This is a genomic window from Citrobacter sp. RHBSTW-00986 (assembly GCF_013783065.1).
Lineage (GTDB): Bacteria > Pseudomonadota > Gammaproteobacteria > Enterobacterales > Enterobacteriaceae > Citrobacter > Citrobacter braakii.
Map to the genome: position 1 here is coordinate 755,552 of NZ_CP056200.1, position 23,929 is coordinate 779,480.

At 52.3% G+C, this 23,929-nt stretch carries 25 protein-coding genes and 1 riboswitch; of the genes, 13 read left to right on the plus strand and 12 right to left on the minus strand.

Annotated features, from left to right (window positions below; translation table 11 throughout):
- Nucleotides 1-86 precede the first annotated feature (86 nt).
- Nucleotides 87-293: a cell surface composition regulator GlgS gene (gene glgS / locus HV345_RS03800; RefSeq protein WP_019077704.1), complete on the plus strand. Its 207-nt coding sequence runs from the start codon at nt 87-89 to the stop codon at nt 291-293.
- 34 nt (nt 294-327) lie between these two features.
- Here glgS and ubiK read toward each other — a convergent pair whose 3' ends face one another.
- Nucleotides 328-624 (minus strand): ubiquinone biosynthesis accessory factor UbiK, encoded by a 297-nt coding sequence (gene ubiK, locus HV345_RS03805; protein ID WP_047358651.1) that lies wholly within the window; start codon nt 622-624, stop codon nt 328-330.
- 132 nt (nt 625-756) lie between these two features.
- A riboswitch (FMN riboswitch) is annotated at nt 757-906 on the plus strand.
- A 106-nt stretch (nt 907-1,012) separates the two neighbouring features.
- Between ubiK and ribB the strand changes: the two genes are divergently transcribed.
- Entirely contained in the window at nt 1,013-1,666 is a 654-nt protein-coding gene (ribB, locus tag HV345_RS03810; RefSeq protein WP_016154529.1) for a 3,4-dihydroxy-2-butanone-4-phosphate synthase, read from the plus strand.
- A gap of 83 nt (nt 1,667-1,749) precedes the next feature.
- On the opposite strand, the gene dsbI is transcribed toward ribB, so the two are convergent.
- Genes dsbI through HV345_RS03825 form a run of 3 tightly spaced genes read right to left on the minus strand, consistent with a single transcriptional unit; the run spans nt 1,750 to nt 4,925 of the window.
- Nucleotides 1,750-2,427: a protein-disulfide oxidoreductase DsbI gene (gene dsbI / locus HV345_RS03815; RefSeq protein WP_181636266.1), complete on the minus strand. Its 678-nt coding sequence runs from the start codon at nt 2,425-2,427 to the stop codon at nt 1,750-1,752.
- A gap of 14 nt (nt 2,428-2,441) precedes the next feature.
- Nucleotides 2,442-3,110 carry a thiol:disulfide interchange protein DsbA/DsbL gene (locus tag HV345_RS03820; protein WP_181636267.1) on the minus strand — a complete coding sequence of 223 codons (669 nt, stop codon included), beginning with the start codon at nt 3,108-3,110 and terminating at the stop codon, nt 2,442-2,444.
- Between the two features lie 18 nt (nt 3,111-3,128).
- Nucleotides 3,129-4,925 carry an aryl-sulfate sulfotransferase gene (locus HV345_RS03825; RefSeq protein ID WP_181636268.1) on the minus strand — a complete coding sequence of 599 codons (1,797 nt, stop codon included), beginning with the start codon at nt 4,923-4,925 and terminating at the stop codon, nt 3,129-3,131.
- A 397-nt stretch (nt 4,926-5,322) separates the two neighbouring features.
- Here HV345_RS03825 and HV345_RS03830 point away from each other — a divergent pair, with 397 nt between their 5' ends.
- Nucleotides 5,323-5,499 (plus strand): hypothetical protein, encoded by a 177-nt coding sequence (locus HV345_RS03830; RefSeq protein WP_016154525.1) that lies wholly within the window; start codon nt 5,323-5,325, stop codon nt 5,497-5,499.
- A 65-nt stretch (nt 5,500-5,564) separates the two neighbouring features.
- Here the strand turns inward: HV345_RS03830 and zupT are convergent, their stop codons facing one another.
- Nucleotides 5,565-6,338: a zinc transporter ZupT gene (gene zupT, locus HV345_RS03835; protein WP_016157488.1), complete on the minus strand. Its 774-nt coding sequence runs from the start codon at nt 6,336-6,338 to the stop codon at nt 5,565-5,567.
- Between the two features lie 147 nt (nt 6,339-6,485).
- Between zupT and ygiD the strand changes: the two genes are divergently transcribed.
- Entirely contained in the window at nt 6,486-7,274 is a 789-nt protein-coding gene (ygiD, locus tag HV345_RS03840; RefSeq protein ID WP_131380106.1) for a 4,5-DOPA dioxygenase extradiol, read from the plus strand.
- Between the two features lie 85 nt (nt 7,275-7,359).
- On the opposite strand, the gene HV345_RS03845 is transcribed toward ygiD, so the two are convergent.
- From HV345_RS03845 to tolC, 3 genes are all read right to left on the minus strand, one after another.
- On the minus strand, nt 7,360-8,520 hold the full coding sequence (locus HV345_RS03845; protein WP_016154522.1) for a glutathionylspermidine synthase family protein: 1,161 nt from the start codon (nt 8,518-8,520) through the stop codon (nt 7,360-7,362).
- A gap of 5 nt (nt 8,521-8,525) precedes the next feature.
- Nucleotides 8,526-9,203: a DUF1190 family protein gene (locus HV345_RS03850; RefSeq protein ID WP_016154521.1), complete on the minus strand. Its 678-nt coding sequence runs from the start codon at nt 9,201-9,203 to the stop codon at nt 8,526-8,528.
- Between the two features lie 147 nt (nt 9,204-9,350).
- Nucleotides 9,351-10,829, minus strand: a complete 1,479-nt coding sequence (gene tolC, locus HV345_RS03855) for an outer membrane channel protein TolC (protein ID WP_094168678.1) — start codon at nt 10,827-10,829, stop codon at nt 9,351-9,353.
- Between the two features lie 199 nt (nt 10,830-11,028).
- On the opposite strand from tolC, the gene nudF reads away from it, so the two are divergent.
- Genes nudF through parE form a run of 5 tightly spaced genes read left to right on the plus strand, consistent with a single transcriptional unit; the run spans nt 11,029 to nt 15,434 of the window.
- Nucleotides 11,029-11,661 carry an ADP-ribose diphosphatase gene (gene nudF, locus HV345_RS03860; protein WP_016154519.1) on the plus strand — a complete coding sequence of 211 codons (633 nt, stop codon included), beginning with the start codon at nt 11,029-11,031 and terminating at the stop codon, nt 11,659-11,661.
- Nucleotides 11,658-12,080 (plus strand): DUF1249 family protein, encoded by a 423-nt coding sequence (locus HV345_RS03865; protein ID WP_003024582.1) that lies wholly within the window; start codon nt 11,658-11,660, stop codon nt 12,078-12,080. The genes nudF and HV345_RS03865 overlap by 4 nt, the downstream gene beginning before the upstream one ends.
- A 24-nt stretch (nt 12,081-12,104) precedes the next feature.
- Nucleotides 12,105-12,932 (plus strand): 3',5'-cyclic-AMP phosphodiesterase, encoded by an 828-nt coding sequence (gene cpdA / locus HV345_RS03870; RefSeq protein ID WP_016154517.1) that lies wholly within the window; start codon nt 12,105-12,107, stop codon nt 12,930-12,932.
- Nucleotides 12,932-13,513 (plus strand): esterase YqiA, encoded by a 582-nt coding sequence (gene yqiA, locus HV345_RS03875; protein WP_003024575.1) that lies wholly within the window; start codon nt 12,932-12,934, stop codon nt 13,511-13,513. The genes cpdA and yqiA overlap by 1 nt, the downstream gene beginning before the upstream one ends.
- Before the next feature lie 28 nt (nt 13,514-13,541).
- Nucleotides 13,542-15,434 carry a DNA topoisomerase IV subunit B gene (gene parE, locus HV345_RS03880; RefSeq protein WP_003024571.1) on the plus strand — a complete coding sequence of 631 codons (1,893 nt, stop codon included), beginning with the start codon at nt 13,542-13,544 and terminating at the stop codon, nt 15,432-15,434.
- Nucleotides 15,435-15,534: 100 nt separating this feature from the next.
- Here the strand turns inward: parE and HV345_RS03885 are convergent, their stop codons facing one another.
- The 4 genes from HV345_RS03885 to qseB all read right to left on the minus strand — a co-directional run bounded on the left by HV345_RS03885 (nt 15,535) and on the right by qseB (nt 18,576).
- On the minus strand, nt 15,535-15,849 hold the full coding sequence (locus HV345_RS03885) for a putative quinol monooxygenase (RefSeq protein ID WP_016154515.1): 315 nt from the start codon (nt 15,847-15,849) through the stop codon (nt 15,535-15,537).
- A gap of 30 nt (nt 15,850-15,879) precedes the next feature.
- Complete coding sequence (locus HV345_RS03890) at nt 15,880-16,461, minus strand: NAD(P)H-dependent oxidoreductase (protein ID WP_019077693.1); 582 nt, start codon at nt 16,459-16,461, stop codon at nt 15,880-15,882.
- A 109-nt stretch (nt 16,462-16,570) separates the two neighbouring features.
- Nucleotides 16,571-17,920, minus strand: a complete 1,350-nt coding sequence (gene qseC, locus HV345_RS03895) for a quorum sensing histidine kinase QseC (RefSeq protein ID WP_053388755.1) — start codon at nt 17,918-17,920, stop codon at nt 16,571-16,573.
- Nucleotides 17,917-18,576, minus strand: a complete 660-nt coding sequence (gene qseB, locus HV345_RS03900) for a quorum sensing response regulator transcription factor QseB (protein ID WP_047358644.1) — start codon at nt 18,574-18,576, stop codon at nt 17,917-17,919. Before qseB ends, qseC begins: the two co-directional genes overlap by 4 nt.
- Nucleotides 18,577-18,728: 152 nt before the next feature.
- Between qseB and HV345_RS03905 the strand changes: the two genes are divergently transcribed.
- The 4 genes from HV345_RS03905 to ftsP all read left to right on the plus strand — a co-directional run bounded on the left by HV345_RS03905 (nt 18,729) and on the right by ftsP (nt 23,918).
- Entirely contained in the window at nt 18,729-19,124 is a 396-nt protein-coding gene (locus HV345_RS03905; protein ID WP_016154511.1) for a YgiW/YdeI family stress tolerance OB fold protein, read from the plus strand.
- 118 nt (nt 19,125-19,242) lie between these two features.
- Nucleotides 19,243-21,501, plus strand: a complete 2,259-nt coding sequence (parC, locus tag HV345_RS03910) for a DNA topoisomerase IV subunit A (protein WP_016157479.1) — start codon at nt 19,243-19,245, stop codon at nt 21,499-21,501.
- 195 nt (nt 21,502-21,696) lie between these two features.
- Nucleotides 21,697-22,434 (plus strand): 1-acylglycerol-3-phosphate O-acyltransferase, encoded by a 738-nt coding sequence (plsC, locus tag HV345_RS03915; protein ID WP_016154509.1) that lies wholly within the window; start codon nt 21,697-21,699, stop codon nt 22,432-22,434.
- Between the two features lie 71 nt (nt 22,435-22,505).
- Nucleotides 22,506-23,918, plus strand: a complete 1,413-nt coding sequence (ftsP, locus tag HV345_RS03920; protein ID WP_016154508.1) for a cell division protein FtsP — start codon at nt 22,506-22,508, stop codon at nt 23,916-23,918.
- The last annotated feature ends 11 nt before the right edge of the window (nt 23,919-23,929 follow it).

Below are 23,929 nucleotides of genomic sequence, written 5' to 3' on the forward strand. Positions count from 1 at the left end.
ATATGTACAGAATAACTTCGCATCCAGGGAAATACTGAAATTAGAAAAAGCATATGGCCTTAACAGATATTCAATAACTGGAGGGTATGCTCATGAACAGCAATATGTATTCAATGAACAATTTCGATTTCCTGGCCCGTAGTTTTGCCAGGATGCAAGCTGAGGGCCATCCCGTAGATATCCAGGCGATAACTGGGAATATGGATGAAGAACATCGTAGCTGGTTTTGCAAACGCTATGCGCTGTACTGCCAGCAGGCGACGGAGGCCAGGAAGCTAGAACTGGAACACTAACAGAAAAAACGGGCCTTGCGGCCCGTTGTCGTTTTTACTCTTGCGGATCGACTGACGGGATCGCGGGAGCAGGCTTAACTTCTGCCATTTTTTCACGCGATTCCAGCTCAGTCAGACGTTGCTCAAGCAGCGCCAGCTTTTCACGGGTACGCAGCAAAACCTGAGTCTGTACATCAAACTCTTCACGGCTTACCAGATCCAGACGGGTCAGCTGTGACTGCAGCGTTTGACGAATTTTCTTCTCGACGTCTTCGCCAAACTCGCGGATCCCTTTCGGCATCGACTCGTGAACCTGACGAGCAATCTGCTCAATTTTTTTCGGGTCAATCATTGTGGTTTCCCTGAACTGGTACGTGTTGTTGCCTATTGTAGTGCGAACTGGCACAGGCATAAACCAGAATTGTGTGAAGCTAAGACGAGCAAAGGCGTTGATGAAGGTAATCAATAGCGTTATAGTTAACCCGCTTATTCTCAGGGCGGGGCGAAATTCCCCACCGGCGGTAAATCAACTCAGGTTGAAAGCCCGCGAGCGCTTTGGGTGCAAACTCAAAGGTCAGCAGATCCGGTGTAATTCCGGGGCCGACGGTTAGAGTCCGGATGGGAGAGAGTAACGATCCAGTCGGGCATGGACCCGCTCACGTTATTTTTTTGCCGCTTAGACGGTACTCCTAAGACTGCCCTGATTCTGGTAACCATAATTTTAGTGAGGTTTTTTTACCATGAATCAGACGCTACTTTCCTCTTTTGGTACGCCTTTCGAACGTGTTGAACTTGCGCTGTCTGCGCTGCGTGAAGGACGCGGTGTGATGGTGCTTGACGACGAAGATCGTGAAAACGAAGGCGATATGATTTTCCCGGCAGAAACCATGACCGTTGAACAGATGGCTCTGACCATCCGTCACGGCAGCGGTATTGTATGCCTGTGCATCACTGAAGACCGACGCAAACAGCTCGATCTGCCAATGATGGTGGAAAATAACACCAGCGCTTACGGTACCGGTTTTACCGTCACCATTGAAGCCGCAGAAGGCGTGACCACCGGCGTTTCCGCTGCGGACCGTGTTACTACGGTACGTGCGGCAATTCAGGATGGCGCTAAACCTTCCGATCTTAACCGTCCGGGGCACGTTTTCCCGCTGCGTGCTCAGGCAGGTGGCGTGTTGACCCGCGGTGGTCACACTGAAGCAACCATCGACCTGATGACGCTGGCAGGGTTTAAACCGGCAGGCGTGCTGTGCGAACTGACTAATGACGATGGCACCATGGCGCGTGCGCCAGAATGTATCGAATTTGCCGGCAAGCATAATATGGCGGTAGTTACTATCGAAGACCTGGTGGCTTACCGTCAGGCGCATGAGCGCAAAGCCAGCTAATCGCAAATTACCACGTTAGTCGCGGTAAGCATAAAAAACCGAAGCCATCTTCCAGGCTTCGGTTTTTTTGTTTCTTGCTCCGATTATTTGGTTCTCACCCGCTTTAATGCCCATGCGCCGCTCATAATGACGAGCAACAGTAAGCACAAACTAAAGGCCAACAAACAGGCCTGCGCCATGTTCATAAAATGCCAAGGCGGGATCAGATACCAGCCTTCTGACTGCTGGTACAGATCGACAAACCACTTTTGCGTACTGCTGAGCGCCACGCCGTCGGGAACGATGGGAGCGTCATAGCCGCAATCTCCTGTGGGTTTAAACCACTCCGGTGCCCAGTTGGCCAGAGGAAAATTAAAAGGGAATGTCGGATCGGTGGAACATCCCTGTACGCCAAACAGCGAATCCGGGTCCGGGTTATGTACAGCATAATGAATGCTGTTAAGTTTGATGGAGAACTTAATGCCCAGGATGCTGCCGTAAAATGCCGCGATACAACCGATGAGCTTCAGAACAACATTTTTGGGGTTGATTGCCGCAATCAATCCGCCAAAAACCATCACCAGCATGGCAAAGCGAATATAGACACATTGCTCGCAGGGGGCCATGTAGAGATAGATTTGGAAGAACGAGTGCGCCAGAATAATCAATCCACCCATTGCGCAAGCCATCAACAGCCACAGAAAGCGCTGTTCCTGCCATCTCACCAGGGTATCAACCGGTGTATTGCGTAAGTCTCGCCACGATCCTTTTATGAAAGCCATAGCCGGGTCCCTGTTTATTTTTTCGCGAGCACTCTGACAAGCTCAGCCATGGAATCAATAGATTTGATATTTTTGGTGTAGATCAGGTATTTACCATTGACGACGTAAGCCGGAACGCCCTGGATTTTGGCGACATCATATGCTGCTTTCCATTTCTCCAGCGTTTGCTGGACGGCTGGATCCTTCAATGCCGCGTCAAAATCAGCCTGGCTCATGCCCGCTGCATCCAACCCTGTTTTGATGAATGAGGCGGGATCTTTACCCTCTGACCAGCGCTCTTTCTTATCGTGGTAGGCGGCGTAATAAGCGAACTTGGCTTTTTTAAACTGTGATTTAGCGTCAAACAATGAAATACCTGCAGCCATGTCCCTGGCAATCATTACGGCAAAGATTTCGCTGGCCTGTTTACCGTATTCCCCTTTGGTTTCCAGATGAAATGGAGTGAAAGTAACGACATCGGCGACTTTGTCTGACACGGGCCCTGTCACGGCTTTATCATATTTGTAGCAAAATGGGCAGGCGTAACTGAATACTTTGATCAACGTCTTATCAGCATTGGGAATTGGTTTTTCCAGAACCATATAATCAGTGCCTTCAGTAAACGCTGATGCTGCAAACGGTGAGGCCAGCGCGGCGGTTAATACCACGCTTTTAAATAATGAAGTGATCCATTTAGATGACATAATTAATCCTTAATCTAATTATTTAAACATTTGGCGTGGATGAACCAGCAATGCACGGTAGTGAGTTTGATTTGGCTTATCGGACAGGACATTAATTTCGACTTTGACTTCTTTTGTTTTGTAGTCAATTTCGTTGATTTTGCCGATGGTTGGCTGTCCAACGTCAAATAAATTAATCGAACCACCAAAGCCAAACATGGTGTCGCGATCCTTTTGATATTCGATAACCGAGGTGATAGGGCTATAAAAATCATAACCGCGCTCTTTTCCGTACTCCCAAATTTGCTGGACGGTCCCTTTTTTCTCGTCAATTTTATATTCGACGAAACGGGAGTATTTCATCGTTGGTAAAGCCGGTTGTTCGAGTCCGCGGCTATCGCCGTTGTCAAAAATGGTAAGCGTTCCTTTGCTGGAGAGCCATGCGGTGTGTTGAGTGTAGGTAAAATCGAAATCGGTATTCTCGCACTTGCCATTTTCATCACATTTCAGTGCGTTGCCTTTATCATCAACCGGTTTTAACAGCTTGCTTGCCAGCGCCTTATTCCAGCCTTTAGACGGTGCAAGGATCCACTTCACCTGTTTATCGCGACCGATTTTGACAACCCCCTGATGGCGGGAAGAGATAATGATGGCGTCATCTTTAGCATCAAAGGCGATAGAGTTAACGTGCGCCCAGTTACGACCCGCACCCACGCCGAGGGCATCACCGTAGGGGGTATCTGGCTCCAGTTTTGCCTGCTGGCCGGCATGAGCGAGGTCCACGTTGACGCATACCGCGCCCGCATCCAACGCACCCAGCAGTGCATCACGCATCGGATCGAGAATTTTTGTCAGATCCCACACGTCAACAACACGACCGGATTTGTCGACTTCAATAATCTGGTCGCGGATAGTTTGGACGTGAATGCCATCTTCCTTGCGATAGTCCCGTTTACCCACGCGAAGCAGTACGGTGCCGTTCACCGTTTCGACGGACTCATGCGATGCGTCGAGGAATCCGCGCGGCAGCTTATGGTCGGCCAGAATCTGGCCCATCATATCGAATTCATACCAGTGCTGGCCCTGTACGGCGGTGAAGGTGCCGCGCGGTGTCTCTCGTATGCCCATCAGGTAACCGCGCTTGTTGATATCCATGTCATGACCGTCATAGAAAGTGTCCTGATCCAGCCACCAACGATATTCACCTTCCGTATCAACGACAAAGGTAAAGGGTGCGATATCAAAGGGTAATGCGCCACCGGCCGGACCTGCATCCAGGATACCGGCATTTTTATCTTTTTCACCATGCCAGTGGAATTCTGCGCCCTGCGCGGTAAAGGTGTGGGTATTCACCAGATAGAGACGGTCTTCAAAGCCAGGTGCGACCTTTATAACGTTTGTTTGCTGTAAATCGGAAATAGAACGGTTATCCATGTAGTGATTAACGATGGCAGATGTTTGCACCACGTAATCTTCCTTGATGGCCTTGCCATTTTCTTTATATTCAACGGTGACCTTATTAGCGAACTTTTGATAAAGGCCAAAAATAGGAACCCCATCGTAGGTGGCGAGGGATTCTTTGCCGACGGTATAGGTAATTGGGACTCCTTTTTCACCTTTACCATGAACGGTGACTTTAACATCCGAAATAACGTGACTATCTAATTCAACCAGTGCGGTAAGAGGGGCGTTTCCGTATGGGTCAACGACTATCGCACCCAATTTTCCTGCGGGCTGGGCTGGTTGGAAACCTGCGGCAAATGAATTCCCTGCGGCAAAGCCAAACGTCAGTGCAAGCGTTCCGGCTAGAAGTGTTTTTCGGTACTGTGTAAGCATGGATATATCTCCTTATATTATCTTTAAATATAACAGTGCTGAATATATTATGTTTTTACGATGTGAATATAATAAAAAATGGTATTGCCGATGCTACTTTTATGGTGAATATATTAATATTGATGAAATGTATTATTTTGCAGGTGCTAATTTTTATTATTTTTTGGATGGTATGAGTGCGTTATTTTAAGGGCAATATTTATTATTGCGCAGTGTGATCTTGTCGACATTGTTTTATTTTTTATAACGGTGTTAACTATTTGCATAGCTGCTGGTTTATATGATCGAAATCATATATTTGTTTCTGGAATATGCCACTATAGGAGTATGTCAGAATAAGGTTGTGTAAAATTTTAACGTTAAATGTTTAATGATGTTAAATTTTAAGGGTAAAAGAATGTTTATCGCCTGGTACTGGATTGTATTAATTGCACTCGTTGCAGTTGGTTATTATTGCCATATGAAGCGTTATTGTCGGGCATTTCGGCAAGACCGGGATGCATTACTCGAGGCGCGAAACAAACTCTTTCGTCGTTCTGGCGAAGATAACAGCGCGGTTAAGGAACAGGAATAGTCCTTCACGTTCTGCTATGGATGAGCGGATGCTGTAAATTAGCAGGGTGGCATCCGCCCTCTGAATTAGCCGATCCCCATGGACTGGAGGATGACAAGACTTAACCCCATCACCGACATTCCACAAAGTACCCCATAGCTGGGATTATTATTCGGATCGATCTCTTTTGCCAACGGCATTAGCTCATCGACGGACAGCGCCACCATAATTCCTGCGACTGCTGCCATTATTGCCGCCATCACTACCGGTGAGATCAGGCTTCCCAGAATTAACCACGCCAGTACGCCGCCCAGGATTTCCGCCATGCCCGAGATCCCGGCCCAGAATATCGCCGTCCGTTTGGAGCCCGTGGCTGCATAGACTGGACCCGCAACGGCTAATCCTTCAGGAATATTGTGTAATGCGACGGCAAGGGCAATACCAAAGCCCAGCTCGAGGTTGCTGCTGGCGGTAACAAACGTCGCTATCCCTTCCGGGAAGTTGTGCAGGCTAATGCCGAGCGTTAATAAAATCGCGGTACGTTTGATGGAGCCGGGCAGAGGCCGCGTGGTTTTCTGTACCAGATCCTGAGGGTGCGCGTGCGGCAATAGGCGGTCCAGGCCAAAGTATCCTAGTAAGCCAACGATAAACATTCCGTAGCCCAATACCGGCGACATACCTTCAGCAGCCAGTGCGGCTGGGAGCATCTCCATCAGTGAGATCAGTAACATAATCCCTGCGGCGAAGCCTAACGAAAAGGCAAGTACGCGGTTGGAGGGTTTTTGCCCTAACACGCCGAGAAATGCGCCGATAAACGTGGCGGCGCCTGCCAGTAAAGTCAGAAGTAAAGGTACTGACATCGACAAATAAAACTCCTTATCAATCTGCTGTCCGGGTCGGATCGTCAAAATAACTGATGATCTTCATCATGGTTATCTGAGTTCTTCATCAGCCGAATAAGCGTATTGTGGTGGTATCAAAATGACTCCCTCAGTAAGGATATCATCATGTCTTCAACTCGTATGCCAGCATTGTTTTTGGGTCACGGTAGCCCGATGAATGTTCTGGAAGATAACGTTTATACCCGCGCCTGGCAGCAACTGGGGGAAACGTTGCCGCGCCCGAAAGCCATTGTGGTGGTCTCGGCGCATTGGTTCACTCGTGGCACGGGCGTGACGGCGATGGAAGCGCCTAAAACGATCCACGATTTTGGCGGTTTTCCGCAGGCGCTGTATGACACCCATTACCCGGCTCCTGGATCACCGGAACTGGCGCAGCATCTGGTTGACTTGCTGGCCCCAGCGCCCGTTACCTTAGACAAAGAGGCGTGGGGTTTTGATCACGGTTCATGGGGCGTGCTGATCAAGATGTACCCGCATGCGGATATTCCGATGGTGCAGCTGAGCATTGACAGTACCAAACCTGCGGCCTGGCATTTTGAAATTGGCCGCAAGCTGGCGGCACTGCGTGATGAGGGCATTATGCTGGTAGCCAGCGGTAACGTGGTGCATAACCTGCGCACTGCGCGTTGGCACGGTGAGAACACGCCATATCCGTGGGCGACCTCATTCAACGAATATGTTAAAGCAAACCTGACATGGCAGGGACCGGTTGAACAGCACCCGCTGGTGAACTATCTCGATCATGAAGGGGGATCGTTATCGAACCCGACACCGGATCACTATCTGCCGCTGCTGTACGTATTAGGTGCCTGGGACGGCAAAGAGCCGGTGACTATTCCTGTTGACGGGATTGAGATGGGAAGTTTGAGTATGTTGTCGGTGCAGGTCGGATGATAAATGCCCGATGGCGCTGCGCTTATCGAGCCTACAGTTCATGCTGTAGGCCGGGTAAGACGCAGCCACCACCCGGCACTCTCAGTCATTCGACAAAAATATGCGGATAGAAACGCGAGAGATCCTGCGTGATCAACGCGCGGTCTTCGCGAATGCCAATGCCAGCTGGTTGATCGTTGATTAGCCAGCTGCCGATCAACATATAGCTGTCGCCAAACTTCGGTAGCTGATGGAATTGCTGCACGATCATACCTTCTTCGCCGTACGGCCCTTCCACTGCTTCGATCGTTTTACCGTTTTCGATAATTGAAACGTTCGCGCCTTCACGTGAGAAGATCGGCTTTACGACGAATTTATCCATCTGAGGATAGTCATCTTCGGCGAAATACGCAGGCAGCAGATTCGGATGATCCGGGAACATTTCCCACAACAGCGGTAATAACGCTTTGTTGGAGATGATGCTCTTCCAGGCTGGTTCCAGCCAGCGAACGCCAGCGTCTTCCAGCTTAGTGGAGAACATTTCGCGCAGCATGAATTCCCACGGATAGAGCTTGAACAGGTTAGCAATGACCTGATCCTGCATATCCGTGAACTGACCTTTTTCACCAAGACCAATATCTTCGACATAGAGGAATTCAGTGGCGATTTCAGCTTCGGCAGCGCAATCCTGCAGATACTGGATCGTTCCGCGATCTTCCACCGTATCGCGACAACAGGTCAGATGTAGCAACTGAAAACCATACTGCTCACGCAGCTCGGCGAAACGCTCGATCAGCTTTTCCTGCAGACTGTTGAATTGATCGCTGCCTTCCGGCAGGTTGCCTGCATTGAGTTGGTCTTCCAGCCAGATCCACTGGAAAAACGCAGCTTCGTACAGAGAGGTTGGCGTATCGGCGTTGTTTTCTAACAGCTTAGGCTCGCCCGTGCCGTCCCACGCCAGATCGAGACGCGAATAGAGCGACGGTTGCTGTGTCTGCCAGGACTGGCGGACAAAGCCCCAGGTATGCTTCGGAATGCGAAACTTGGTCATCAGCTCATCGCTGGCGATGACCCTTTCCACCACTTTGAGGCACATTTGATGCAGCTCTGCGGTGACCTCTTCCAGCTTTTCGACCTGAGCAAGCGTGAGCTTATAATACGCATCCTCACACCAGTACGGCTCGCCGTACATAGTGTGAAAGTTGAAACCGTATTCGGTGGCTTTATCGCGCCAGTCCGGGCGCTCAACAATACTGACTCTTTCCATGACGATCAGCCGCCCATTGAACGAGTGGTAGTACCGCTTGCGCTACGCTGCATGGTGCTCTGTTTAGCCACAGATTCGCCAAATCCACCGCGGGTTACGGTAGAGGTGGTAGCCGGTTTCGGCGCCATGGCGGTTTTCGGTACGGTCATGGTGCGACCTGGCGTTGCGGCGCCGTAGTTTTTACCGCCGGCATCCGTATATTTGCCGTATGCCGGGCTGGCCGGATTTTTCGAGCTGAACAGCGGCTGCTGAGCGCCCATACCGCCACCCATCATGCGGCCCATCATATAGCCTGCCATCAGCGGCATCCAGAAGCTGCCGCTGCTTTGATTCTGCGCCTGAGCCTGACCTTCACCGGTCGGCGCCATGCCCGCTTGTGCAGGTGCCTGTTGGCACTGGCCTTCGCCGAATTCAGCGATACAGTCTTCGCGAGTGGCGTATTTTGGCGCGGTGCGTTCAGCTTCTTTCAGCGCATTGTTAAACGCGGTGGTACATTCGGCGCTTTTACCCGGATTAGCTGCAGAGCAGTCGTCCGCGTTCTGATAAAGCGAAACCGTTTCGTCACTCTTTTCACAGCCCGCGAGCATAAAAACAGCGGTAACTGCCAGAGCGACAGGAGTCAGGTGGCGCGCGCTCCAGCTTTTGCGGAACGAGGCGTGATGTATAGATTTTGTCCGTTTCATTTATGTCTTCCAGGACCCAGTGGTAACTCTGCTCAGAATAGAGGATGACTGGTCGAAATTGAAGCGGGAAGAGGCGAGAATGCGGAAGAAGGGGTGGATCTTTACGTTGCCTTACGTTCAGACGGGGCCGAAGCCCCGTCATCAGCATCAGTTACGGAACGGGTTGTTACCGTTGCTGCTGGTTGAACGTGCAGCCGTTGGTTGAGCCGCAGGCATATTGCCGTTGCTGTTAAAGTCATTCACAGCGGCATCTTGCTGCGGATTTTGCGGCGCGACGCTATCCGGAGAAGTCGGGATCGGTTTACCCAGCGTATTGTTCAGCGCCACCAGATCCTGCTCGTTCAGCGTACCGAGTGCAGATTTGACGTTAAGCTGGTTGATAAGATAGGTATAACGCGCATTCGCCAGTTGCTGCTTGGCGTTGTACAGCGTGGTGGTGGCATCCAACACATCCACGATGGTACGGGTACCTACGGAATAGCCTGCTTCCATCGCATCTAAAGAGCTTTGGGCAGAGACAACCGCTTGTTTGTACGCGTTAATGCTACTGATAGAAGCATTAATGTTGTTGAACGAAGAACGCACGGTTTGCACCACGCTACGGTGTGCGCTTTCCAGTTGTTCGCTCGCGCCAACAAAGTTGTACTGCGCTTGTTTCACCTGCGAGTTAACCATCCCGCCCTGGTACAGCGGCAGCGAGAAGTTCAGACCGATTTTGTTCTGGCCCATGTTGCTGTCGTCATACTGGGAGGTGTTGGTTTTCGACCCGTTGTAGGAGGTGTCAGAAACGCCGGTAGAGGCGGTCAAACCCAGCGTCGGTAAGTGACCATCCTGCGCCAGACGAATCTGTTCACGCGCCAGATCCTGGCTCAAACGCGCCTGCAATAATGAGAGGTTGCGGTTTTCTGCTTCTTTCAGCAGCGCGTTCACCGCCTGCGGTTTGTTGGTTTTAAAGCCATCAACGTTCAGCGAAGCCAGTTCCGGGTAGTAGTTACCGGTCACCTGGCGCAGCTGTTCTACCGCGTTGTCCAGATTGTTACGCGCGGTAACTTCGTTCGCCAGTACGGTATCGTATTGTGAACGGGCGTTCTGTACGTCAGTGATGGCGACCAGGCCCACGTTAAAACGCTGTGTAGTCTGATCTAACTGACGATAGACCGCATCTTTCTGTGCCTGAGTGTAAGACAACACGTCAATCGCGTTCAGTACGTTAAAATAAGCGGTAGCGGTATTCAGGATCAGCGTTTGCTGATCGGTCTGATACGTTACGTCCTGGATGCCTGCTGCTTTTTCTTGCAGCGTCAGGGCACGCCATTTAGACATGTCGAACAGCGTCTGAGTCAATTGTAATGACGCGCTGGTTGCGTTGGAGTTGACGCCATTTGCATCACGGTAGCCATTGCTGTAGGTGTAATCGGCACCTAAACCTAGTTGCGGCAGTAATGGGCTACGCGCTTCGTTAATTTTTTCGAATGCAGCATCGCGATCGGCGGCGGATTTACGCAATTCCGGGTTGCTCAGGCGTGCTTGCTGATAAACCTGCATCAGGTTTTCTGCCTGGCTCAAAGTAGTGAACCCCGACAGGCTCAGGCCGATAAGGATGGGGAGCAATTTCTTCATTTGCATTCCTTGTTGTGAAGCAGTATTTAGCGCTGATCAAATTGTAAAAATATTTGCTGATTCTAGCAGAATCCGTCACTTCAAAAAGTTGGCGTTACGTGCCATACGGCGTTAATTTGCATCAATTTAACACAAGGGCGTTCAAACATCAGTCAAACGACCTTGAAATTCACATTTTAATCACTATTGGTTTCAGGACAGCACAATGCGTAAACCAGACAACTTGCCAATGACTTTCACTAAAAATGATGTAGAAATTATTGCACGAGAAACGCTATACCGCGGTTTTTTTTCACTGGATCTTTATCGGTTCCGCCATCGCCTGTTTAACGGCGGTATGAGCGGTGAGGTAAAGCGCGAAATTTTTGAGCGCGGACACGCGGCAGTCTTGCTACCCTTTGACCCTGAGCGGGACGAAGTTGTTTTGGTCGAGCAGATCCGTATCGCAGCGTTTGATACCAGCGAAAGCCCTTGGCTCCTGGAAATGGTGGCCGGAATGATTGAAGAGGGCGAAACCGTTGAGGATGTGGCTCGTCGTGAAGCGATGGAAGAGGCCGGGCTGGAAGTTAAACGTACCAAGCCCGTTCTGAGCTATCTGGCAAGCCCTGGCGGCACCAGTGAGCGCCTGTCTATTTTAGTTGGCGAAGTGGACGCCACGACCGCGAGCGGGATCCACGGTCTGGCTGATGAAAACGAAGATATTCGTGTTCATGTGGTGAGCCGGGAGCAGGCTTATCAATGGGTTGAAGAGGGGAAAATCGACAACGCGGCTTCTGTCATCGCCTTGCAATGGTTACAGCTGCACTATCAAGAGTTAAAAACTGAGTGGAAAAAATGAAGCGTTACACACCTGACTTCCCTGAAATGATGCGCCTGTGCGAAACCAACTATTCGCAATTGCGCCGCCTGCTGCCACGTAATGATGCAGCCGGTGAAACAGTGAGCTATCAGGTAGCAAACGCACAATATCGGTTAACGATCGTTGAATCGACCCGATACACTACGCTTGTCGCGATCGAACAAACGGCACCCGCGGTCACTTACTGGAGCCTGCCGTCATTGACAGTCCGCCTGTATCATGACGCGAGGGTGGCCGAAGTGTGTTCGAGTCAGCAGATCTTTCGCTTCAAAGCGCGGTATGATTATCCAAATAAAAAGTTGCATCAACGCGACGAAAAGCATCAAATTAATCAGTTTCTGGCCGACTGGTTACGGTACTGTTTAGCACATGGAGCGATGGCGATTCCGGTTTATTAGCGTCGTGAAACCTAAGGACACCATTTGGAAAGCCTGTTAACCCTTCCTTTGGCTGGTGAGGCCAGAGTCAGGATCTTACAAATTACAGACACTCACCTGTTTGCCGAAAAGCATGAAACGCTGCTGGGTGTAAACACCTGGGACAGCTATCAATCCGTACTGGATGCAATACATGCAGAGTCGCCTGAATACGATCTGATCGTCGCGACTGGTGATTTGGCGCAGGACCAATCCGCTGCGGCCTATCAGCATTTTGCTGAGGGCATCGCAAGCTTTCGTGCGCCCTGCGTTTGGCTACCGGGCAATCACGATTTTCAGCCGGCAATGTACAGCGCGCTACAGGACGCGGGGATCTCACCCGCTAAACGCGTCTTTATTGGTGAACAGTGGCAAATCCTGTTGCTGGACAGCCAGGTGTTCGGCGTTCCCCACGGTGAATTAAGCGAATTTCAGCTCGAATGGCTGGAACGTAAACTTGCCGATGCGCCTGAGCGCAATACTTTGCTGCTTCTGCATCATCATCCTCTGCCAGCAGGTTGTAGCTGGCTCGATCAGCATAGCCTGCGTAATGCCGCAGAGCTGGATAACGTGCTGGTGAATTATCCTCGTGCCAAGTATTTGTTGTGTGGGCATATTCATCAGGAACTGGATTTGGACTGGAACGGACGCCGCCTGCTGGCGACGCCGTCGACCTGTGTGCAGTTTAAGCCACACTGTTCCAACTTCACGCTAGATACCATCAGCCCAGGCTGGCGGACGCTGGAGCTTTTTGCTGACGGGACGTTGCAGACGCAGGTACGCCGTCTGCAGGGTAATCGGTTCCACCCTGATACCGCTTCAGAAGGCTACTGATGTCTACGCTTCTTTATCTTCACGGATTTAATAGTTCTCCTCGTTCGGCGAAGGCATGTTTGCTGAAAAACTGGCTGGCGGAGCATCATCCGCACGTTGAGATGATCGTACCCCAGTTGCCACCGTATCCGGCCCAGGCCGCAGAGATGCTGGAATCGATCATTCTCGAACATGGCGGAGAGTCGCTGGGAATTGTCGGTTCCTCGCTAGGAGGCTATTACGCCACCTGGCTGTCGCAATGTTTTATGCTGCCCGCGGTGGTGGTGAACCCTGCTGTCCGACCTTATGAACTGCTGGTCGACTATCTCGGTCAAAACGAGAACCCCTACACGGGGCAGCAATATGTGCTAGAGTCACGCCATATTTACGATCTTAAAGTCATGCAGATTGACCCGCTGGAAGCGCCGGATTTGATCTGGCTGCTTCAACAAACGGGCGATGAAGTGTTGGACTACCGCCAGGCGGTGGCGTATTACGCCTCCTGCCGCCAGACAGTTATTGAGGGCGGAAACCACGCATTCACGGGCTTCGAAGATTATTTCAACCCGATTGTCGATTTCCTTGGACTGCACAGTTTCTGACGATCAATTCGAATTGCTTATTTAAACCATGACGCAAACTTATAACGCTGATGCCATTGAGGTACTCACTGGGCTTGAGCCGGTACGCCGTCGCCCGGGGATGTACACCGATACAACCCGTCCGAACCATCTTGGACAGGAAGTGATTGATAACAGTGTGGATGAAGCACTGGCGGGCCACGCAAAACGCGTGGACGTGATTTTACATGCCGACCAGTCTCTGGAAGTTATTGATGATGGCCGCGGCATGCCGGTAGACATTCACCCTGAAGAGGGCGTTCCGGCGGTAGAGCTGATCCTCTGTCGTCTGCACGCAGGCGGTAAGTTCTCCAACAAAAACTATCAGTTCTCTGGTGGTTTACATGGGGTGGGGATCTCCGTGGTCAACGCCCTGTCGAAGCGTGTGGAAGTGAACGTGCGCCGCGACGGGCAGGTGTACAACATCGCGTTTGAGAACGGCGATAAGGTGCAAGATTTACAGGTTGTCGGTACCTGCGGTAAACGCAATACCGGAACCAGCGTGCACTTCTGGCCGGATGAAAGCTTCTTTGACAGCCCGCGTTTTTCCGTTTCGCGCTTAACGCACGTACTGAAAGCCAAAGCGGTGCTGTGCCCAGGCGTTGAGATCACCTTTAAGGATGAGGTCAATAACAGTGAACAGCGCTGGTGCTACCAGGATGGCCTGAATGACTATCTGAGCGAAGCGGTGAATGGCCTGCCGACGCTGCCGGAAAAACCGTTTATCGGTAATTTCAGCGGTGAAACAGAAACCGTGGACTGGGCGCTGCTCTGGCTGCCGGAAGGCGGCGAGCTGCTGACTGAAAGCTATGTGAACCTGATCCCAACCATGCAGGGCGGTACGCACGTTAACGGCCTGCGTCAGGGTCTGCTGGATGCAATGCGCGAGTTCTGTGAATACCGCAATATTCTGCCGCGCGGTGTGAAGCTGTCGGCGGAAGATATCTGGGATCGCTGTGCTTACGTGCTGTCGGTAAAAATGCAGGATCCGCAGTTTGCCGGACAAACCAAAGAGCGCCTCTCTTCGCGGCAGTGCGCGGCATTCGTCTCTGGCGTGGTGAAAGATGCTTTCAGCCTGTGGCTGAACCAGAACGTGCAATCAGCCGAACTGCTGGCTGAGATGGCGATTTCCAGTGCCCAGCGTCGTCTGCGTGCGGCGAAAAAAGTGGTGCGTAAAAAGTTGACCAGCGGTCCGGCGTTGCCGGGGAAACTGGCGGACTGTACCGCACAGGATCTTAATCGCACCGAACTGTTCCTCGTCGAAGGTGACTCGGCGGGCGGATCGGCTAAACAGGCGCGCGATCGTGAATATCAGGCGATCATGCCGCTGAAAGGTAAGATCCTCAACACCTGGGAAGTCTCTTCCGATGAAGTGTTGGCCTCGCAGGAAGTTCACGATATTTCGGTGGCGATCGGCATCGATCCGGACAGTGATGATCTGAGCCAGCTGCGCTACGGTAAGATCTGTATTCTGGCGGATGCGGATTCCGATGGTTTGCACATCGCCACGCTGCTGTGCGCGCTGTTTGTGAAACACTTCCGTACGCTGGTGAAACACGGTCACGTCTATGTGGCGCTGCCGCCGTTATACCGTATCGACCTCGGTAAAGAGGTGTATTACGCGCTGACGGAAGAAGAGAAAGCGGGCGTGCTGGAGCAGTTAAAACGCAAGAAAGGCAAGCCGAACGTGCAGCGCTTTAAAGGTCTGGGTGAAATGAACCCGATGCAGCTGCGTGAAACCACGCTGGATCCGAACACTCGCCGCCTGGTGCAGCTCATCATCGATGACGAAGACGATCAGCGTACCAACGCAATGATGGATATGCTGCTGGCCAAGAAGCGTTCTGAAGATCGCCGTAACTGGTTGCAGGAGAAAGGCGACCTGGCGGATCTCGAAGGGTAATTGACCGTGAATGCCTGGTGGCGCTGGGCTTACCAGGCCTGAGGATTGCAATATAAGCCGGATACGTCTGTTTATGGCGTTATCCGGCAAATCGACAATCTTAAATGCCAGACTCCAGAATACGAATACTCATGTCCAGCACGTCGCCTTTCACGGCTTCGCTATAGGCTTTCATATGCGGTGTCTGCAAATGCGCTTCAAGATGCGCAATGCTTTCCCACTGTTCAACCATCACGATTGAGTCCGGGGCTGTGGTCTGAAAACTGACGCCAGCAGCATGATCGACCATCGGCGCGTAGCCGTGGCAGCCTTCTTCTTTCAATACGGTTGGAACGATTTTAGCGAATTGATCCAGTACCGCCTGGCGGTGATGTTGACCTGGACGTGTACGGATTTCTGCAATAACGGTAAGCATGGTTAACTCCTTCTAATTCCAGGTTACCAGTTAACCAAAAATTTCGTTCAGATGCTTGCGATATTCTGCGATATAACGCGGGACGTCCGGCATTTTAATCACGTCATTGGTGATAAAGGTCGGCAGCGCTTCCATTCCCAGGAACTGGTTTGCTTTATGGAACGGGAGATAAACGCCATCAACGCCAACGCCATGGAAGAACTGATCTTTTTCAGTGAAAGCTTCCATCGGTGCGTTCCAGGTCAGTGACAGCATGTATTTTTTGCCCTGAATCAGCCCACCGGAGCCGTATTTTTTAGACGCATCTGAACGCGTGCGACCATCGCTGGCGTACAGCGTACCGTGACCTTCGGTAAACACGTCATCAATGTATTTTTTCACGGTCCACGGCGCACCCATCCACCAGCCAGGCATTTGCCAGATAACCACATCGGCCCAGACGAAGTTCTGTACTTCATCAGGAATGTCATAGTCGCTGTCGGCGCGCACGATTTTAACATCATGCCCGAGGTCGCGCAGAAGGCCATCCGCGACCTCGGTCAGGGTGTCGTTTAACTGACCGTTGGAGTGGGCGAATTTTTTCGCACCATTGATAATCAGAATGTTGCTCATTTTGTGTCCTCAGGGAAATACGTTTGAAGACGATTTTACCCCTACCAGCGACGCGGTGAAATTAGCAAAATGTGCAAAGTCTTTTGCTATTTGAGCAATAATAACGCAATTACCAACTGACCTTCGCTTCAAAGCCACCTTGCGGAGCGTTGCCAAACGAGGCTGACATTCCATGCAATATTGCGATACGGCGGACAATCGATAGGCCAAGACCGCTGCCGGTCACGCTTTGTCCCGGTGGACGATAAAAGCGTTCCCCGATGTGCGTCAGGACCTCTGGCGCAACGCCAGGACCATTATCCTTGACGCTAAAATTACGGGCGTTGAGCGTCACTTCCACAATGCTACCCCGCGGGCTGTAGCGGATCGCATTATCCAGCAGATTTCGTACCATCAGGCTCAGTAACAGCGGCTGTCCTGTGCGCATGATGTTATGCGCGTTAATCTGCAAACGCACGTCGATGTGCGCCTGCTGGGCTGGATGGTAGATATCCATCACCGCGGATTGCAAAAGCTCCTCCAGCGAGATTTCCGCCACATCCTGAAGATTGTCGAGGGAGTCGAGGCGTGAAAGCGTTAGTAACTGATCGACCAGCCGGGTGGCGCGTTCAATTCCCGCATGCAACTGTACCAGCGCTTTTTCCCGCGTTTGCGGGTCGTCGTCTGACAGTTGCACCACTTCCGTTTGTACTTTAAGCGCGGTCAACGGGCTGCGCAGCTCGTGGGCAGCATCAGAAGTGAAGCGCCGTTCGCGGACCATCATGGAATGGGTGCGGGTAAACAACTGATTGAGCGATTCAACCAACGGGCGTACTTCGCTTGGCACACCTTTCGGGTCGAGCGGCTCTTCCGATTCCGGTGAGCGCCAGCGCAGAGCCTGCGCCAGTTTTTTCAGCGGCCTGAGTTCACGGCTAATCATGACCACCAGGATTAGCAACATCAGCGGCAGCGCAATCAACCACGGTGTTAACTGGGCGGTGACGATCGACAGCGCCATATCCTCTCGATACTCCCACTCCTGGCCTACCACAATGCGGTATTTGCCGTCAGCGGAATTCAGCCACAGAAAACGCCATGCGTCGTTGTCCCCCTTGAGTTGGCCATCGGTAAAGCCTTCGTGGGTGTAGCTGTAGGGAATATCCTGGCCGTTGTCGCCATCGTGCAATACCATTTTGCCGTCGATGGTGAAGATGGCAAACGTCAGCGCGTCGTCATCAATATGGCCGTGCTTGAGCTTCTTCGGCGTGCGAGCCATATTGCTTGAGGTGGTGACGTCGCTGATATCCAGCGTACTGAGCCGCTTGGCGAACAGCATCAGTTGGGTATCAAACAGCTCATCGACATTGTCGGTGGTCTGCTTCCAGGCTACAAAGCTGGAAACGGCCCAGGTTGCTGATGCCAGAATCAGAAAAATAAGCGTTAGCCTGACGCGCAGGCTGAGGCGTTGTGTGAGTTTCATGCGTCACCCAGGGTGTAGCCAATGCCATGCACGGTACGGATAAAGTCGCTGCCGAGCTTACGGCGTAAGTGATGGACGTGTACTTCAATCGCATTGCTGGAGACGTTTTCGTCCCAGGTATACAGTTTTTCTTGAATCAGTTTGCGGGGCAGGACGCGACCCTTATTGCGCATCAGCAGCTCCAGTAGAGCGAACTCTTTGGGTTTGAGAGACAAAGGCTCATCTGCCGACGTGGCAACCAGCGCGCCGGGATCAAGCGTCACCTGGCCATGGCGCAATATGTTGCTCGCCTGGCCGCTGGCACGGCGCACCAGCGCCTCCAGCCTGGCGGCAACTTCGATCAGCGCAAAGGGTTTGCACAGATAGTCATCCGCGCCGAGACGCAGACCCTCAACGCGTTCCGCCAGCGCGTCGCGAGCGGTCAGAATCAGCACTGGCTCCTGCTTCCCGTTGGCTCGCCATTCGCGCAAGATCTCCCGTCCGTCGATGCCTGGCAGCGTCAGGTCGAGGATCACCGCATCATAAGGGGCGCTGTAGAGCGCTTCTTTCCCCTGGCGACCCTCGGTAAACCAGTCGATGCTGAAACCCATTTTACTCAGACCTGTTTTCAGGCCGTCGCCGATCAACGTGTCATCTTCGATCAGTAAAATACGCATATGTTCTTCCCTGCAGCCGCTCTCATTAGCGTCAGTAAACCTTGTGACTACAGCCTCTGTACAGCAAAAAAAGTATCTTTTTTTGCCTTAAGAACTTGTTAAGGATTAACTTATTTAATAGTCGTAAACCAAAATGAAAGGGAGACATGACGATGAAAAAATTAGCTGCAATGGTTGCTGTAATGGCACTGTGTTCCGCACCTGTTCTGGCAGCGCAGCAGGGCGGTTTCTCTGGACCGACAACCACCACGCAAAGCCAAAATGGCGGATTTGTCGGCCCGAATGGTAGCAGCGCGACGGTAGAAAGCGCCAAATCACTGCGTGATGACACTTGGGTTACCCTGCGCGGGAACATCGTTGAGCGTATTTCCGACGACCTGTATGTGTTTAAAGATGCGACTGGCACGGTGAATGTGGATATCGACCACAAGCGCTGGAACGGCGTAACCGTCACACCACAGGATGTGGTTGAAATCCAGGGGGAAGTGGATAAAGACTGGAACTCCGTTGAAATCGACGTGAAACAGATTACCAAAGTTGCCAAATAATCCCCATCAGGGCCGCACTCGTGGCCCTTTTCTTTGTGACTCAACACGCCAGATAGGGTAGTATCTGCGGCAATATTGCCCTTCAATAGAGGGGTACAAAGTTGAGGAACCACGATTAATGAGCGATATGGCAGAGCGCCTGGCGCTGCATGAATTCACGGAAACCGCCTATCTGAACTACTCCATGTACGTCATCATGGACAGGGCGTTGCCGTTTATTGGCGATGGTTTGAAACCCGTTCAGCGTCGCATCGTGTACGCGATGTCCGAACTGGGGCTGAATGCCAGCGCCAAATTTAAAAAATCCGCCCGTACCGTCGGTGACGTACTGGGTAAATACCACCCACACGGCGACAGCGCTTGTTATGAAGCGATGGTGCTGATGGCGCAGCCGTTCTCTTACCGTTATCCGCTGGTCGACGGGCAGGGGAACTGGGGGGCGCCGGACGATCCGAAATCCTTCGCGGCGATGCGTTATACCGAATCCCGCCTGTCTAAATATGCGGAAGTTCTGCTGGGTGAACTTGGCCAGGGAACGTCGGACTGGGTGCCAAACTTCGACGGCACCATGCAGGAGCCGAAGATGCTGCCTGCGCGTCTGCCAAATATTCTGTTGAACGGCACGACCGGTATTGCCGTTGGTATGGCGACGGACATTCCGCCGCATAACCTGCGTGAAGTGGCGAAAGCGGCGATTACCCTGATTGAGCAGCCGAAAACGACGCTGGATCAGTTGCTGGACATCGTGCAGGGGCCGGATTACCCGACCGAAGCGGAGATCATTACCTCGCGGGCAGAGATTCGTAAGATTTACGAAAACGGACGTGGCTCCGTACGTATGCGCGCGGTATGGACGAAAGAAGACGGCGCGGTGGTGATTTCCGCACTGCCGCATCAGGTTTCCGGGGCAAAAGTGCTGGAGCAGATCGCCGCTCAAATGCGCAATAAAAAGCTGCCGATGGTAGACGACCTGCGCGACGAATCGGATCACGAAAACCCGACCCGTCTGGTGATTGTCCCGCGCTCCAATCGTGTGGATATGGAGCAGGTGATGAACCACCTGTTTGCCACCACCGATCTGGAAAAAAGCTACCGCATCAATCTGAATATGATCGGTCTTGATGGTCGTCCGGCGGTGAAAAATCTGCTGGAGATCCTCACCGAATGGCTGGCGTTTCGCCGCGATACCGTACGTCGTCGCCTGAACTATCGTCTGGAAAAAGTGCTTAAACGCCTGCATATCCTTGAAGGTTTGCTGGTGGCGTTCCTCAACATTGACGAAGTGATCGAAATTATTCGTCATGAGGATGAACCTAAGCCCGAGCTGATGTCGCGGTTTGGCATTTCTGAAACCCAGGCTGAAGCCATTCTTGAGCTGAAATTGCGCCACCTTGCCAAACTCGAAGAGATGAAAATCCGCGGCGAGCAGGATGAGCTGGCGAAAGAGCGCGATCAGCTGCAAGGCATTCTGGCTTCTGAGCGTAAAATGAGTAACCTGCTGAAGAAAGAGCTGCAGGCTGATGCCGAGGCCTATGGCGACGAACGCCGCTCTCCGCTGCAGGAACGTGAAGAAGCGAAGGCGATGAGCGAGCACGACATGCTGCCGTCAGAGCCAGTGACCATTGTGCTGTCTCAGAGTGGTTGGGTGCGTAGCGCGAAAGGCCACGACATTGATGCGCCGGGATTAAGCTATAAAGCGGGCGACAGCTTTAAGTCTGCGGTGAAGGGTAAGAGCAACCAGCCAGTGGTGTTCGTGGACTCGACCGGACGCAGCTACGCCATCGACCCGATTACGCTGCCGTCGGCGCGTGGACAGGGTGAACCGCTGACCGGGAAGCTCACGCTGCCGCCGGGCGCGACGGTTGAGCACATGCTGATGGAAGGCGACGATCAGAAACTGCTGATGGCATCAGATGCGGGTTACGGTTTTGTCTGCACCTTCAACGACCTGGTAGCTCGTAACCGTGCTGGTAAGGCATTGATTACGCTGCCAGAAAATTCGCGCGTTATGCCGCCGGTTGTGATTGAAGATGAAACCGATATGCTGCTGGCAATCACCCAGGCCGGTCGCATGTTGATGTTCCCGGTAAGCGATTTGCCGCAATTGTCAAAAGGCAAAGGGAACAAGATTATCAATATCCCTTCAGCGGAAGCGGCGAAAGGTGAAGATGGCCTGGCGCAGCTCTACGTGTTGCCGCCACAAAGCACGCTGACTATCCACGTCGGTAAGCGCAAAATTAAACTGCGTCCTGAAGAGTTGCAGAAAGTGACCGGCGAGCGTGGCCGTCGCGGTACGCTAATGCGTGGTCTGCAGCGTATCGATCGCATTGACATTGACTCGCCTCGACGCGCCAGTCACGGCGACAGCGAAGAATAACGCTACCGTCCGGCTCTCCCTGTTTTAGCCCGGGGAGAGCCAACGTTAAAAATTCCCGTGAAACCGTTGTTTATTCGTGCGTTGCGATTAACAATACGCTTTTCCAGAGAGCCGCCCTTAACAAAGCCCTAACCTGATACTGCGTGATGAATCAGGTGACGTAAAATGCCAGGCTCTTAGGCCTCAGAGGTTGTTATGCTATATATTTTTCGTTTAATCATTACTGTTATTTACTGCGTTCTGGTCTGTATTTTCGGTTGCATATACTGTCTGTTCAGCCCACGAAATCCAAAACACGTCGCAACGTTCGGTCATATGTTTGGCCGCCTGGCTCCCCTTTATGGCCTGAAGGTTGAGTGCCGCATGCCGGCAGACGCGCAGAACTATGGTAATGCTATCTATATTTGTAATCATCAGAACAACTATGACATGGTTACCGCTGCGAATATCGTTCAGCCGCCGACGGTGACAGTAGGCAAAAAAAGCCTGTTGTGGATCCCATTCTTCGGGCTGCTGTACTGGTTAACCGGCAACCTGCTGATTGACAGAAACAACCGTACCAAAGCGCACAGCACCATTGCGGCGGTGGTGAATCATTTCAAAAAACGTCGTATTTCTATCTGGATGTTCCCGGAAGGAACGCGCAGCCGTGGTCGCGGTCTGCTGCCGTTTAAAACCGGCGCGTTTCATGCGGCGATTGCGGCGGGTGTCCCGGTTATTCCGGTGTGCGTTTCAACTACCTCGAACAAGATAAAACTCAACCGACTCAATAATGGTCTGGCGATTGTAGAGATGTTGCCACCGGTAGATATTAGCCATTTTGGGAAAGATCAGGTTCGTGAACTGGCAGCGCATTGCCGTACGCTGATGGAACAAAAAATCGCAGAACTCGATAAAGAAGTTGCTGAGCGGGAAGCCGCCGGTAAGGTTTAATCCGCGCAATTCGGGTTTGTTACAGGAAAAGATTTCCTGCGTGTTAATCGCCAGTTTTTCATGGAGTTTATATGTCATTCAGTCGGCGTCAGTTCATTCAGGCATCGGGGATCGCACTGTGTGCAGGTGCTGTTCCGCTGAAGGCTAATGCTGCCGGTCAGCAACAACCGTTACCCGTACCTCCGCTGCTGGAGTCCCGTCGGGGGCAGCCGTTATTTATGACGCTGCAACGCGCCCACTGGTCCTTCACGCAAGGCACGCGCGCACCTGTCTGGGGGATTAACGGTCGCTACCTGGGACCGACGATCCGCGTCTGGAAAGGGGATGACGTCAAACTTATCTACAGCAACCGTCTGACTGAAAATGTCTCGATGACTGTCGCTGGATTACAGGTGCCAGGTCCGCTGATGGGCGGCCCGGCGCGCATGATGTCCCCTAATGCAGACTGGGCACCAGTGCTGCCGATTCGTCAGAATGCCGCTACGCTGTGGTATCACGCCAATACGCCAAATCGTACTGCCCAGCAGGTTTATAACGGTCTTGCCGGAATGTGGCTGATTGAAGATGAAGTGAGTAAATCACTGTCTATTCCCAACCACTACGGCGTGGATGATTTTCCGATCATTATCCAGGACAAGCGTCTGGACAACTTTGGTACGCCGGAATACAGCGAACCCGGCAGCGGTGGTTTTGTCGGTGATACGCTGCTGGTCAACGGGGCGCAAAGCCCGTATGTCGAAGTCTCTCGCGGCTGGGTGCGTTTGCGTTTGCTGAACGCTTCAAACTCGCGTCGTTACCAGTTGCAAATGAGCGATGGCCGCGCGCTGCATGTGATTTCCAGCGATCAGGGCTTTTTACCTGCGCCCGTTTCGGTGAAGCAGCTCTCGCTGGCGCCTGGCGAGCGCCGTGAGATCCTGGTGGATATGACTAACGGAAATGAGGTCTCTATCACCTGTGGTGAGGCGGCCAGCATTGTCGACAGGATCCGCGGATTCTTTGAGCCTTCCAGTATTCTCATCTCCACGCTGGTATTGACGCTGCGCCCGACCGGTCTCCTGCCGCTGGTGACCGACAGTCTGCCAATGCGCCTGCTGCCAACGGAAATCCTCAGTGGTTCACCGATTCGCAGCCGTGATATCAGTCTGGATGACGATCCCGGCATCAACGGTCAGCTGTGGGACGTCAACCGCATGGATATTACCGCTCAGCAGGGCTCCTGGGAGCGCTGGACGGTACGAGCGGATATGCCTCAGTCTTTCCATATCGAAGGCGTCTCGTTCCTGATCCGTAATGTGAATGGCGCAATGCCGTTCCCGGAAGACCGGGGCTGGAAAGATACCGTCTGGGTCGACGGCCAGGTTGAATTACTGGTCTACTACGGACAACCTTCCTGGGCTCATTTCCCGTTCTACTTTAACAGTCAGACGCTGGAAATGGCGGATCGTGGCTCGATCGGACAGATGTTGGTGAACCCGGCGCCGTAATGCGCCGGAGT